Here is a 13520-nt window from a genome sequence, read left to right on the forward strand (position 1 = left end):
AACAATTCTTCCACGCTTTGATGAGGCTCTAAATTTAGGCGTTTAGGCATAACTTCTTACTTCGCACCCTTGAGACTCTTAAAGCTAGCATATCATTCCGATGCAGCCGGAATCGATATCATTGGTCATTGGGCATTGGAAATAACCAACCACCAACCACTGTACGGGCGGGTTTAGCTATCAAACTTTTGAGCTTCCAAAGACGAGATATCTATTCAAACCCGCCCCTACTAACCACCAACCACCAACCACTAACTACTAAGAACTTTCTGTAAAGTCAGCAATAATTCTTTGACGGTGTAAGGTTTTGACAAAAATGTTTTGATGCCAACAGCGGATGCTTCTGTGAGTTTACTGCTAGACATGAGTCCGCTAGTGGCAATAATTTTGACTTCTGGGTTGATTTTTTGCAAGGTACGGATAGCAGTTAAACCATCTAGCGACGGGAGCATCATATCCATCAGTACAGCACTGATTTTATTTCGGTTTTGGGCGTATAGGGCGATCGCTTCAATGCCATCACTAGCAATCAGTGTGTTGTAGTTATGAGTCTCTAATGATGCCCTGGTAATTTCTTGAATGGCAGGTTCATCATCCACAACCAAAATCAATTCTCCCTTGCCTGCCAGCGGTTCTAATTGTTGTGTGGGTTCTGTTTCTGTTCCCTGCACTGCTGGCAAGTATACTTTAAAGCTAGTGCCGCGTTCTATCTCACTGTACACATTGATAAAACCACCGTGGCTTTTGACAATGCCAATCACTGTAGAAAGCCCCAGCCCCGTGCCTTTGCCTGCTTCTTTTGTGGTGAAGAATGGCTCAAAAATTCTCTCTAAAATTTCTGGGGGTATACCAACTCCAGTATCTGCGATCGTAATGACTGTGTACGGCCCGACTTTGGCTTCCAAGTTCATGCGAGCATAATTTTGATCAATCAACAGATTTTCGGCAGAAATAGTCAAAGTGCCGCCATCAGGCATGGCATCACGGGCATTAACGCAAAGATTCATCAGCACCTGGTGCAGTTGCGTACTATCTCCATAAACTGTCCATAAGTTTTTCGGTACATCCATAGAGACTTCAATGGATTTGGGGAAAGTCTCTCTGACAATCTTGACAACTTCTCGGATCAAGTGCCTGACTTGTAAAGTTATGCGCTTGCCTTCCACTCCCCGTGCGAATGACAAAACCTGCTTGACGAGATCTGCTCCCCGTTTGGCGCTGTCTTCGAGTATTTCCAGTAGATGTTGATGTTCCGACGAGTAAATATCGGGGAATTTGAGTGGCAGCAGTTGCGCTACAGCTAGAATCGGAGTCAGGATATTGTTAAGGTCGTGGGCAATACCGCTTGCTAAAGTGCCAATACTTTCTAGGCGTTGAGCGCGAAATAATTGCGTTTCTAGCTGTTTTTTCTCGGTAATGTCGGTATCAACAGTAAGAATAGATGTCGGCGTACCGTCTTCTTTGCAGACTAAAGCCCAACGGCTGGCAACCAAAACTTCTCTGCCACTTTTAGTTACTCTTGTTAACTCGCCCTGCCATTGACCTTTACTAATAACTGTCAAAAGTGCCGTTTCTACCTCCGGCGGAGGTTCATCAATATATAAAAGTTCGATTACTTTTTTGCCGTAAGCTTCTTGGGGACGCCAACCGTAGAGATTTTCTGCGCCTTTGTTCCAGAATATAATGCGATTATCTAAATCTTGCACAAGAATTGCGTCTGTAGTTACATCCAATAATGCAGCTTGTTCGCGGATTTTTTCTTCGGCAAGTTTGCGATCGCTAATATCAATACTGGCGCAGGTGATGCCCACTACCTCTTGTGCTTCATTCCGCAATGGCTCCACTGTCAAATCATAATATCGCGTACCTTGGGCAGTATGAATCGATACTTCTTCTCGTGTTCCTATTCCAGTGGCGATGACGCGTTGTTTGATATCCAAAAGCAGTTGGGCATGGCTAGCGGCAATGAAATCTGAGTCCCGTTTACCCAAAATTTCTTCACTAATAAAGCCTGGAGAGGAGTTATAAACCCAGGTATACCGTAACTCTTTGTCTTGGTTAAAAACAACAATGGGAGAGTTTTTGAGTGCTACTCGAAATCTCTCCTCGCTTTGGCGTAATGCTTCTTCTACCCGTTGTCGCTCAATTGCGTAGCGCATGCAACGCACTAGCAAGTCACCATTTACTTGCCCTTTAACCAAGTAATCCTGTGCTCCCTCCTGCATGGCTCGAATAGCCAAATTTTCATCGTCCAAGCCTGTCAGCACGATGATGGGAATAGCTTGTGCTTGGTGATGCATGTTAATAAAAGTTTCCAACCCCTGACTGTCTGGCAAAGAGAGGTCTAATAAAATCACATCAAAGCTGTCTTGCTTGAGAAATTCAAACGCTTGATCCAGACACTCAACGGTAATTAATTGAAACTGTGCGGAGGTGACATCCGATAAAAATTCCTGCAACAGACAGATATCACCAGGGTTATCTTCTATCAACAAAACTTTGATAGGTTGTTCTGCCATTTTAGTTAAAACAAAGAAGGAAGAAGGAAGAAGGTAGGAGGAAGAAGGCATAGGGCAGGGGCGTGAGGGATGAGGCATGGAGCATAGGTAATAAAACCAATTCCCAATGCCCAATTCCCAATTCCCAATGCCCAATTCCCCCTTTCCCTCTTCACTCCGGTGGCAGCTTGACAATCGTAAACCAAAAACTTTCTATGGATTGTACTATTTTAACGAACTGATCGAAGTCAACGGGCTTGTTAATATAGCAGTTAGCAGAGAGATTATAGGCTCTAAGAACATCTTCTTCAGCTTGAGAAGTCGTCAGCACAACCACAGGAATTCGCCTGAGTTTTTCATCTGCTTTGATTTCTGCCAGTACTTCCCTCCCGTCTTTTTTGGGCAGATTCAAATCTAGCAGCACAATATCAGGGTGCATTATATTAGCATATTTTCCCTCTCTACGCAAGAATGCAATCGCCTCTACGCCATCCTCAACTACGTTCAAGTTAACAGAAATTTTGCTATCTTCCAGAGCTATTTTGGTTAACTCTACATCGCCGGGGTTGTCTTCTACTAACAAAACCTCAATAGGCATAAAATCTGCTGAAATATTCATGATGGCGTATCTATCCTATCCGGAATTGTGAAGTAGAAGGTTGTTCCTTTACCGATTTCCGACTCCACCCAGATGCGTCCGCCGTGGCGTTCGACAATTTTCTTACAAATTGCTAAGCCAATACCAGTACCGGGATATTTGCCGCGGGCGTGTAAACGCTGAAAGATGATGAAAATGCGATCGCGATACTGCGGCTCAATGCCAATGCCATTATCGCGCACCCAGAAGAGCCATTCGTTTTCTGTAGGGGGATTGGGGAACTCGGGGCCACCACGACCGCAGGAAGTGGGGATTAGGGGCAATGGGGATTGGGGATTGGGGATTGAAGTACTGATTTTTCCTTTGTCCGATGCCCATTGCCCATTGCCCATTGCCCAATGCCCCTTGTCCGATGCCTTCGCTACCCCAATATGAATTTGCGGTGTCAGTTCGCTGCGGAATTTGATGGCGTTACTAATTAGGTTCTGGAACACCTGCACTAACTGGGTAGCGTCAGCCATGATTTCGGGTAGAGGTTGATCGTGGGTGATAACTGCACCACTTTCGGCGATCGCAATTTTGAGATTGGCGATCGCCTGTTGCAAAACAGTATTGCAGTTTACAAGCTTAAAGGGTTGACCGCGGGTGCTGACGCGAGAAAAGCTTAACAAGTCATTGATCAAGACTTGCATCCGGCGAGCACCATCTACAGCATAGGCAATGAAATCATCGGCTTTGGCATCCAGTTGGCTTTTGTATTTTCTCTCCAGCAGTTGCAAATAACTAGTTACCATCCGCAATGGTTCTTGCAAATCGTGAGAAGCAACATAGGCAAACTGTTCTAATTCGGCGTTGGAACGAGCAAGTTCTTCTCTTTGCCGGGTTTCTTGTTCTAATAATTGAGCTTTGGATAGGGCAATACCAATTTGGTTTGCCAATTGTTGCACTAACTCGATTTCCCAGCTACTCCAAGTTCTGGGATGAACACACTGATGGGTGATGAGCAAGCCCCAAAGTGTATCTCTAAAGATAATCGGTGCTAGTATATGAGCTTTGACACCAAGATTTTCTAGAAATTCTCGATGGCAAGAATGAACGTTTTCTGACCTAATATCAGGAATTATATTCATTCTCCCCTGACGATAAGCTTCTTGATAATTTTGGTGAAAGCAGGGGTCAAACAGTTTTTGTCCTAGAATCGAGCTACAACCAGGTACCACTGCCTCTTGTACCACTGTTCCCAAACCATCACTCCCAAATCGAAAGATGATAACTCGGTCAGTTTGCAGCAGTTTTTGAATTTCCGTAACTGTGGTTTGGAGAATTTCTTCAGTTTGCAAGGACTGGCGAATTTTCAGAGCAACTTCAGCCAAAAGTTGCGATCGCTGGTTTTGCTGTCTTAATTCTTCTTCTGCTTGCTTGCGTTCGGAGATATCACTCAGCGCTCCCACTATCCGTAGCGGACGACCATTGGGATCTCGAACTGCTTTGCCCCGAATGAAAAACCAATTGTAGGTGCGATCGGCTCGGCGCAATCGCAGTTCCATTTTATATGGTTGGTTGAGTTCTAAATGTTGGTAGAGTAACTCCGTAAATTGCTCTCGGTCTTCGGGATGTACCAGTGGATAAAGGGATTCATAAAAGTAATTTTTTTCTTCTGTGGGTGACAAACCCAAGAATTGGTAAAACCGTTTTGACCAAAAGCATTTATTCTGAACAAGATCCCAATCCCAAATAGCATCATTAGTTGCATCTATTACTAACTTTAATCTTTCCTCACTCGCTCTTAAGGCTTCTTCAGCTCGTTTGCGTTCAGTTATGTCCAGAGTCACACCAATCATGCGAGCTGGCGTACCATCAGTATCATAGATGGCGCTACCCCGTGCCAACACCCAATGCACGCTGCGATCGGACCAGATATTGCGGTACTCTGCCTCATAATCAATTTTTTGCTCCAAAGCTTGCCTGACAGACTCTCGTACGTAGGCGCGATCGTCAGGATGAATACATTCAAACAGCAGTTCATAGGAAAACTCTGTTTCGGGGTTTCGACCAAAATTCGCTTTACACTGGTTGGATGCAGACAACTCCCCTGTTTGCAAATCGAACTGCCAAGAACCAAGTTTAGAAGCCTGCAATGCTAGTTTCAGCCGTTGTTCGTTCTCGCGCAATGCTGCTTCTGCAAGCTTGCGATCGCTAATGTCACGAGTAACTGAAAGCAGGGCAATAATTTCTTGCTTAGCACTGCGAAGGGGAACAGAGTGAGTTTCTAGCCAGCGGCGAGTGCCTTTGAGACCAACGATTTCAAACTCCAGCCTTCCCGATTTACCTTGAAAAACACTCTCCGTAAGTTCTTGAAAAGCCTGATGATGCTCCTGGGCTATAATCGGATAAACTGAGTTGCCAAGAACTTGGTCTGGAGAATCAGCTTCAATCATCGCCAGTCCCGCAGGATTTATCTCCAGTATCGTACCGTCTGCGGCAAGCAATTTCACACACTCTGGTTCTGACTCAACTATGGTGCGCCGCAGATTTTCGCTTTGAGCTAGTTTTTCCTCTGCGTGCTTGCGATCGCTAATATCAATCCAAGAACCGACTATTTCTAAAGGCTGACCCGATGCATCTCGGACTAACGTTAATTCATCTCGAACCCAGCGATAACTACCATCTTGGTGCTGAAAGCGATATTCACAGGTAAGGTGTTCCTGCTCAAATAAGGTAGCGAGTTCAGCTAAGACACGGGGAGCATCATCTGGATGGATATGGTTAGTCCAAAATTGAGAATCTTCGAGAAATTCACGGCTTTCATAGCCCAGCAAAGAAGTAATATTGTCACTGATAAAAGTAGTGGCAAAATCTCCGTCTGGCTGGCAAGAATACATCACAACTGGGCTAACGGTCAGTAAGTGACGCAGTCTTGCTTCGGCGATCGCCTGTTGTTCTTCTGCTCGTTGACAGTGGGTAGTGTCCCTGAGTGTCCCAGTCATAGGTAATGCTCTACCGCTAGATTGGTATTGTTCTGCTTGCCTAATTTGCAGTTGGATCGTTACTTGCCGACCTAGTTTCTGCAAGGCCGCTACCTGTTGTGAATTTAGTTGTCGGGGTTGACTATCCATCACACAAAGAGTGGCGATCGCGTATCCCTCGGGTGTAAATAGGGGTATGCCTGCATAAAATCGCACATAGTAAGGGTCTGCGATTACCGGGTTTTTCGCCCATACCTCATCTGCTAAAGTATCGCTAATAATTAAAACATCATCTTGCTGAAGGCAAGCGGGACACATCCCGACATCACGCGGTAATTCTGTGACATCCCAACCAACTTTTGCCTTCAACCACTGACGGTTTTCATCGATGAAATTGATACAGGCAATTGGCGTTCCACAAATAAGGGCTGCTAACTGGGCAAGATTATCAAAAGCTTCTTCGGGTTCAGTATCAAGAATTTGATAATGACGGAGGGCTGTTAGTCTTGCACTTTCCTGATTAATAGGTAGAGCTTTCATTCATGTTAATGAAGCAATTCAATCTTCCAGTTTCAAAATAGTAAAACCCAAAATCGGCCTACTTCAGGTTGCTTAATATTTGCAAACTAAATGCACCATTACTTCATCATTTTTTAAAATACTGAATGATTTCTGTAAAACTAGTTTTTCACATAAGTTTTTTTAGAATTTTGTTAAAAAGCTAAACAAAAAACCAGGTGATTCATTTACTTGTATCGTGTGTTGCTTTCCCTGCTAAACAAGCCCCAAGTCTTGCTCGACGGCGAGGTTCTGCCCCATGAGCGACTGGTGTAGACGCACGCAGCGCGCTGACTCACTATTACCGATTACCCATTGACAATTACCCATTACCGGGTGACGTGCCGTTTCCTCCATTATCTTTTAAAAACCAGGCTTCCACGTCCCCAACACAGGTGAGTGTGTTTGCAGGTATCTGGCTAATGAAATACAAGCAATTGACATAACACATTCATAACTACGTCATATTCAGTTGATAGCTTGAAAGTGTCCTTGCTCATATTTTTCTGACACCTCAAGAAATTAAACTGAATTCTGCTCTCAGATATGTCTGTTATTTTCTTGACCGCATTTTTAGTAAGTCTATTAACATTTTCTGGTTGGGCTGCGATCGCCTACCTGTTTCCGAGCAATCATTCTAAAGACTAGGGTGTTTAGTTCACTTAGTAATTCTTTGATACAATCAGGTGGCGCTAATTAATGGGTTATAAGCTGTGCTGGCAGCCTTACTTTACGGGAAAGAAAATTTACGTCTAGAAAAAGTTGCTGACCCCACTCCTAGAAAAGGAGAAGTAGTGCTCCAGGTGGGAGTAGCAACAACGTGTGGTACAGATTTGAAAGTGTGGCGTCGCGGTGGTCATGCCAAGATGCTCAAACCTCCAACTCTTTTTGGTCATGAAGCCGCTGGATGCATAGTAGCTGTAGGTGAAGGTGTTACGGGTTGGCAAGTTGGCGATCGCGTGGTTGCTAATAATTCCGCGCCATGCATGAATTGCTTTTTTTGTCAACGCCAAGAATACTCGCTCTGTCCAAATTTGACTTGGAATAATGGTACTTTTGCCGAATATTTAAAAATCCCCGCGCCGATTGTCCAGCATAATTTATTGCCAATTCCAGAAGATTTACCCTATGAATTAGCAGCAATCACAGAACCTTTGGCTTGTGTGCTGCATGGGGTAGCCCGTGCCAATGTCAAAGCTGGAGATAGGGTAATAGTCTTGGGAGATGGAGCAATCGGACTGATGTTTGTGGCCAAGTTGGCTTTTGATCTGGGGGCAGAAGTATTGCTGTTTGGTGGTAATGACGACAGGCTAACAATTGGTAAAAAACTCGGTGCAGCACAGACATTTAATTACCGTCAATTACCAGATATACCCACTGTAGTTAAAGAATTTACAGATGGGTGGGGTGCAGATGTGGTGATTGAAGCCACTGGCTTACCTAGCGTCTGGGAAACTGCTATTGCTTGCGCCCGTCCCGGTGCTACTGTCAACTTATTCGGTGGTTGTCCGCGAGATACAACAATTACCGTCAACACAGAACAACTCCACTATAGCGAACTTACCCTCAAAGGAGTATTTCACAACACTCCTGAGTTTGTGAGAGCAGCCCTAGCACTGATTGCTAGTCGCAAGATTCCGTTTGAACTATTAATCAGCGAACACCGCCCGTTAAAAGATTTGGAGGCAGTGTTTTGTGACATGCGATCGCGTAAGGTAATTAAAGTGGCGATGATTCCGTAGCGTTGACGAAGCATGGAGCTACATACTGGGAAGTTGCGATCGCACATTTTCAGCGACCCTGGTATTGATGCTTATGAGTCAACGAAAGTCAGAGGCAGTGTATATAATTCGTTGATGCGACGTATATAATTCGTTGATGCTACATTTAAGACCTTTTTCAGAGGTCGATTCTTTGTGGGAAACCTACGATGAATACAGTTCCAAATGGAACAAAGCAGAGGTCGCCCTAAAAAATAAATTCAACGGGTAATAAACCTCCGCTTGATCAAACTCAAAAATCTCACAAAGAAAGGACAAAATTATGTCAGAAAACATTAACATCAACGAAGCGATCGAGTTGTCTGAGCAGGAATTAGACGTTGTGGCAGGTGGTATGCATTTATATCCTGGCTACTACCTTGGCTACAACGACAACTACAACTTCAACGACAACTACAACCGCAACGACAACTACAACCGCAACGAAAACTACAACGTCAACGTTAACAACAACGTTAACAACAACGATAATCGCAACGACTACGGCAAGGGTTATTAATAAGGGTTATTACTAAATAGACTAAATAGACCGCTTGCGAAAGTAAACCATCTTGAATTTGGGTAGTTAGTTGTTAGTAATCAACATTTTTTTATTAACCACTAATCAAATTCCCTAACAGCATGAAATTTACTTTTGCAAGAAGTCTAATGTTCTTAGGCAGAGTTCCTAAGGTCTATTTTCAAACTCTTAGATCCCAATACGATTCAGTTAACGTTGCGATCCCCCCTAGCCCCTTTTTAAGGAGCTAGGGGGGATCTTCAATAATCAAGTTCTGCTAACTGAACTGTATTGTCCTATACATCTAGCTGTAAACGCGTAGTGTCTTGCCGCAAGATGTCACTAAAGTACCGTCTATATAACTCACAACTGAGCATGACCTGATTTCCTTGCAGAGTAACAAGTCCCATACTGTGTAACTTAAATGCTAAAAGTTGTTCTAACTCTACAGGTTTTGATGACTTCAGTACCTGCTCGTATGCTGCTGCTAATTGAGGGTGTTCTTGGAGATTACGTAAATGCCGATGCAGATGATTGCTATAAATGCCCGCATCTGTTGCAGCCATTTGTACTAACTGATTGAAAGTTAGATCGTGCTGTGCTAGGTGATAGAGAGCTTGTTGCACTAAATAAGGATGTCCTGCAACAAGTTGCATTAACTCAGATATTTCACTCTCCAATAGGTGCAATCCATAACGCTGTTGCAAATCAAGCACCTGTTTGGTTGTAAATGCCTGTAATTCAATTGCCAGTCCTACATTAAAAGGAGACTTATTAATATCCAAAGGAATATAGACTTCTGTAGAATGGACGATAATCAGGCGCAGATTTTGCCAGAGAGGATTGCCGCTATCTCCATAAGCTGCTTCTTCGTACCACGATCGCAACAACGTAAAGAAATCATCAGCAATTTCTGGGTGTAAAAACACCTCATCAACTTGATCCAAAGCTAAAACTAAAACACCATTAATATCTGGTAGCAAACAATCTTCAAAGTAAGCGGTACAGTTGCTCTTGCTGCCAAAGGTTTCACTCCAATAATCCTCTACTCGGTGTGACAGGTGCAGCTTGCGAGTAATGGATGCACAGAACCAGCGCAAGAACTTGTCCAAGTCAGTGAAAACTGCTCGATCTGCTTGCTGTAAACTGAGTGCAACGGTGTGTACTTCCAGATCATCCCCTACATCAAAATTCTGTTTTTTGGCATGGGTTAGAATTCTGACCATCAGAGAAGTCTTACCCATTTGACTGGGCGCTTTGATGCGAATTAGCGCCCCTGGTCTAATAATCTCTTCATAACAGCGTGACTCTGCGGGAGGGCGTTCTACATAAAAAGTAGAGTCTAGTGGTACTAGTCCAACTGGTGGCTCTAATTCTAAAGAAGACGCACAGAAGTTCCCCGCGTCCCCGTGTCCCCGTCTCCCCGTGTCTTCCTCCTGACTTGCTCGCTGCGCTAAAACTGCCATTAAATTAGTTTTACTGACTTTTTCTCCCAGACTAAATGAAAGGGTCTGCCACAGTTTTGGCCCGACATCATGCTTGATGTATTCAGGAGTGTAACCACTTTCTAACGCAATTTGGTCATATTTCTGACCTAACCAAGCTCCCCGCAAAACAGCAACTTCAATATTTCTTAAATGTCTAGAGGTCTTGGCGAAAACGGCCGTATCCGCCAGTTTCAAGGCTAGTTCAAAAGGTATAATTTGTTCTCCACTACTATCTGTCATTTTTCTTACTTAATTACTAGGCAAGTTTCCATAATTGCTTTTTCCGCGACCTGTTTGAGCATCTCAGACAAAGGATGGTCTGGATATTGCAAGCAAAACAGTCCACAGCTGCCCAGCTGCACCATATCTTCCGACAATGGCAAGATACCTGCTACTGGAATTTTATAAGTTTTCTCTACTTTTTTTTGTAATGCTGAAAAGTCCATCTTGATTGGTGTCTTGTTGATGACCAGCATCATGTTGCGGACTTTGAGCTGACGGGCAACATCAACTGTAACTGCCGTTCCCTGAAAGTCTTGGCGATCTGGGCGCAAAATCACAATTAACTGGTCAGAAATAGCGATAGATAATAAAGTTTCTCGACTAAGACCAGGGTGAGTATCGATGAATAAGTAGTCTATCTCCAATTCTTCGATCAAGCGCCGAAATCCACTATTAAGTAGACTAACGTTGTATCCTTCGTACTCAATCCTGGCGATTTCATCAGCATTTATACTAGAAGGAGTCAGGAAAACTCTGCCCTTACCCTCTATTCCTAAATGAGAACTGACATCGCAGGCTGTGTCACTAATTGAACTGCGATTCCATAAATAGTCATTTAAGGTATTGCTTGTGATACTTTCATCAGTACTAAATAGGGCATGAATACCAGGAGACTTAAGATCAGTATCCACTACAGCAACTCGGTTTCCCTTTTGAGCGATCGCCACTGCTAAATTTGCTGTGAAGTTAGATTTACCAGTCCCGCCCCGAAAAGAATGAATAGCAATAATTTTAGACATAAGACACCTCTAACAACTATCGTCAGCAACTTCTGAATTCCGGAGGTGTTCAACTTCTATTTGTAACTGCTGAAAATAATCAGTCTTAGTAATCTCAGCTACCTGGCGTGCTACTTGATTTAAATCGATCTCAATCTGCATCTCCTGCATTTGGCGTCTCAACAATTCTTCACTCTGCCACAGTGCCTCTGGTGATTTGTGCTTAGTCGTAATAGCGAGCAAGCTTGACAATTCAGCCTTTTCCTGCTTTAAAGCAGCCAATTCTTGCTTCAGTGTGGCAATTTCTGCTTGTAATCTATTTTTCGTCTCTTGTGACTGAGACTGAGCCTTTTGTTTTACCCTATGTCTCCTGATTTTTTTTTGGAGTTGCTTAGAGGGTAAAGGTATAAGCAGATTATTCGCCACATCCATGAAACCATTGAACGCGAGAATACAGGCAATTGCATTAGCGTTTGCCTGTATCGTCGAGTGAGCAGTAGTTTCGATGCCAATGTAAACAGGATTTTCGGACATGATCCACTCCATTGTCATTAAAGCCAGTGTAGGAGCGTGCTGACCGAAGGAATTTATCTTTTCATCCTTCCATCTTTTCTAGGATCGCTCTATCAGCTGACTTGGCGAAAGATCAGTTTGGAGTAGATCAGGGCTGAAAAACTGGTCTTGACAAAAGAATAAATATATGGTATAAGCTGACTAAAATGCCTAAGACTAGATAATTTCAGTCTGTGTTTCTGAACTGTGTCTGGATATCACTAAACCGCCAGCGTAAAGGAGTAGCATTTCGGGTTTCCAAAATTTGCTCTACCTCAAACTCAACTAAACGCTGCGCTCCAGCAAAATCACTTAATCGCTCTGCATCCCAAATCACCTCTGCCTTACCAACTAATTGCAGAGTATGTCCCTCTTCAAAATCAATAAACAATAAACCTGCACCTGCATTCACAGCCAAGTTACCGAAGGTCTGAAACATATTGTTACCAGCGTAATCGGGAAACACTAGCTTGTTACTATGCACAACTTGCACAAACCCTGGATATCCGCCTCTGTGAGATGCGTCTGCGCCAACTTCTGGATGGGAACTAGCAATGAAAAAAGTATCGGCTTGGGTAATCCAGTATTTATCTGTCTGATTCAAAGCTTCTCTGGTGAAGATTACAGGGTTTTCTAGAGATTCTGTCATCCCTGTTTCTAAGTGACGCACTTGAATATACTTGGGACAATTAAAAAAAGCTTGCTCAATATTGACCTTGATCTTACCTCCTGGCTGAATCTCTGCTTTGCCGTTGAGACGTAAACGCCGACGGTTTACTAAATCAATTACAAGTAGACCGATTTGTGGATTATTGTGCAGGTTATGATACAGTAAATCATCTGATAAGAAAAATGCATCAATCTGTAAAACCTGCTGGTTTAACACTTGCACAAAACCAGGTTTTCCTGTGAGCAAGGATGCCCAAACTCTACCTTCCGTGTCTACTGTACTAGCAATAACCAACTGCTGGGTGTGGAGAAATTCTTGAGCAGCTGGTTTAATGACATTACCGATCAGACTACACAAACGTTGTGCTTCTTCTCGCACTCCCGCTTGGGTTTGGACTGCAATTTCTCCAGAATGAAAAGACATTGGGATTTTGGATTTTAGATTTTAGATTTTGGATTTTGGATTGCTTACAATCCGGGCATATTTACATATCTTGGTAGTTGTTTTATCCGATCAATCCAAGCAATTACACTGGGATAAGGTTCTAAATCAACTTTGCCTTCTGGTGCTAATCCGATATAGGCAAAGCAAGCAATATCAGCAATTGTTGGATGTTCAAGTTCCAACCATGTTCTATTTTGCAAGTGTTCGTTCATGATCTGAAGAACTGGCTTACTTCTAATGCTAGTAAAATATACCCAGTATATTCAGCCACTGCATGAATATGAATACTATTTTCAATTTTCAATTTTTGATGATGTAACCTTATTTGCTCCAGATCAGTTTTGCGATCGCCAAGACAAATAAAACTGATCTAGGCAAAAATTTATTAATATGTTATTGCAAATCATGTTTGAGTTCTGCGATATTTATACCTATAAAAAATACGTATAAAATAGGACGCTTAGAA

The 13520-nt window shown here is 43.2% G+C and carries 10 protein-coding genes and 1 pseudogene; 2 read left to right on the forward strand and 9 right to left on the reverse strand.

Going from position 1 to position 13520, the window contains the following annotated elements; translation table 11 throughout:
• Positions 1–251: 251 nt before the first annotated feature.
• From HXY43_RS05990 to HXY43_RS06005, 4 genes and pseudogenes are all read right to left on the reverse strand, one after another.
• Positions 252–2519, reverse strand: coding sequence for a response regulator (locus HXY43_RS05990; RefSeq protein WP_290881150.1), 2268 nt, complete (start codon positions 2517–2519; stop codon positions 252–254).
• A 151-nt stretch (positions 2520–2670) separates the two neighbouring features.
• On the reverse strand, positions 2671–3117 hold the full coding sequence (locus HXY43_RS05995; RefSeq protein ID WP_026732695.1) for a response regulator: 447 nt from the start codon (positions 3115–3117) through the stop codon (positions 2671–2673).
• Positions 3114–5681, reverse strand: coding sequence for a PAS domain-containing protein (locus tag HXY43_RS06000; RefSeq protein ID WP_290881210.1), 2568 nt, complete (start codon positions 5679–5681; stop codon positions 3114–3116). Before HXY43_RS06000 ends, HXY43_RS05995 begins: the two co-directional genes overlap by 4 nt.
• Positions 5655–6602: pseudogene (locus HXY43_RS06005) on the reverse strand (PAS domain-containing protein); the annotation flags it as partial. The gene HXY43_RS06000 and the pseudogene HXY43_RS06005, both read right to left, overlap by 27 nt.
• A gap of 731 nt (positions 6603–7333) precedes the next feature.
• Between HXY43_RS06005 and HXY43_RS06010 the strand changes: the two are divergent.
• A complete protein-coding gene (locus HXY43_RS06010; RefSeq protein WP_290881154.1) occupies positions 7334–8362 on the forward strand; it encodes an alcohol dehydrogenase catalytic domain-containing protein in 1029 nt (342 codons plus the stop codon).
• Positions 8363–8663: 301 nt separating this feature from the next.
• Positions 8664–8900 (forward strand): CTB family bacteriocin, encoded by a 237-nt coding sequence (locus tag HXY43_RS06015; protein ID WP_026732692.1) that lies wholly within the window; start codon positions 8664–8666, stop codon positions 8898–8900.
• Positions 8901–9196: 296 nt separating this feature from the next.
• On the opposite strand, the gene HXY43_RS06020 is transcribed toward HXY43_RS06015, so the two are convergent.
• From HXY43_RS06020 to HXY43_RS06040, 5 genes are all read right to left on the reverse strand, one after another.
• Positions 9197–10627 (reverse strand): AAA-like domain-containing protein, encoded by a 1431-nt coding sequence (locus HXY43_RS06020; protein ID WP_290881157.1) that lies wholly within the window; start codon positions 10625–10627, stop codon positions 9197–9199.
• A gap of 5 nt (positions 10628–10632) precedes the next feature.
• Entirely contained in the window at positions 10633–11409 is a 777-nt protein-coding gene (locus HXY43_RS06025) for a MinD/ParA family protein (RefSeq protein ID WP_290881160.1), read from the reverse strand.
• 9 nt (positions 11410–11418) lie between these two features.
• Positions 11419–11922 carry a hypothetical protein gene (locus HXY43_RS06030; RefSeq protein WP_290881162.1) on the reverse strand — a complete coding sequence of 168 codons (504 nt, stop codon included), beginning with the start codon at positions 11920–11922 and terminating at the stop codon, positions 11419–11421.
• 205 nt (positions 11923–12127) lie between these two features.
• The gene (locus HXY43_RS06035; protein WP_290881164.1) at positions 12128–13033 is read right to left on the reverse strand and encodes a pyridoxamine 5'-phosphate oxidase family protein; all 906 of its coding nucleotides are present in this window, start codon (positions 13031–13033) and stop codon (positions 12128–12130) included.
• Between the two features lie 44 nt (positions 13034–13077).
• Complete coding sequence (locus HXY43_RS06040) at positions 13078–13317, reverse strand: glutathione binding-like protein (protein WP_367161464.1); 240 nt, start codon at positions 13315–13317, stop codon at positions 13078–13080.
• Between the last annotated feature and the right edge of the window lie 203 nt (positions 13318–13520).

The sequence above is a fragment of the Fischerella sp. genome (assembly GCF_013388695.1).
GTDB lineage: Bacteria > Cyanobacteriota > Cyanobacteriia > Cyanobacteriales > Nostocaceae > PCC9605.

Bases quoted from the DNA above. Each gene is read 5' to 3' on its own strand.
- HXY43_RS06030 (WP_290881162.1), bottom strand. From the start codon at position 11,922: ATGTCCGAAAATCCTGTTTACATTGGCATCGAAACTACTGCTCACTCG.
- HXY43_RS06015 (WP_026732692.1), top strand. From the start codon at position 8,664: ATGTCAGAAAACATTAACATCAACGAAGCGATCGAGTTGTCTGAGCAG.
- HXY43_RS05990 (WP_290881150.1), bottom strand. From the start codon at position 2,519: ATGGCAGAACAACCTATCAAAGTTTTGTTGATAGAAGATAACCCTGGT.
- HXY43_RS06035 (WP_290881164.1), bottom strand. From the start codon at position 13,033: ATGTCTTTTCATTCTGGAGAAATTGCAGTCCAAACCCAAGCGGGAGTG.
- HXY43_RS05995 (WP_026732695.1), bottom strand. From the start codon at position 3,117: ATGAATATTTCAGCAGATTTTATGCCTATTGAGGTTTTGTTAGTAGAA.
- HXY43_RS06025 (WP_290881160.1), bottom strand. From the start codon at position 11,409: ATGTCTAAAATTATTGCTATTCATTCTTTTCGGGGCGGGACTGGTAAA.
- HXY43_RS06020 (WP_290881157.1), bottom strand. From the start codon at position 10,627: ATGACAGATAGTAGTGGAGAACAAATTATACCTTTTGAACTAGCCTTG.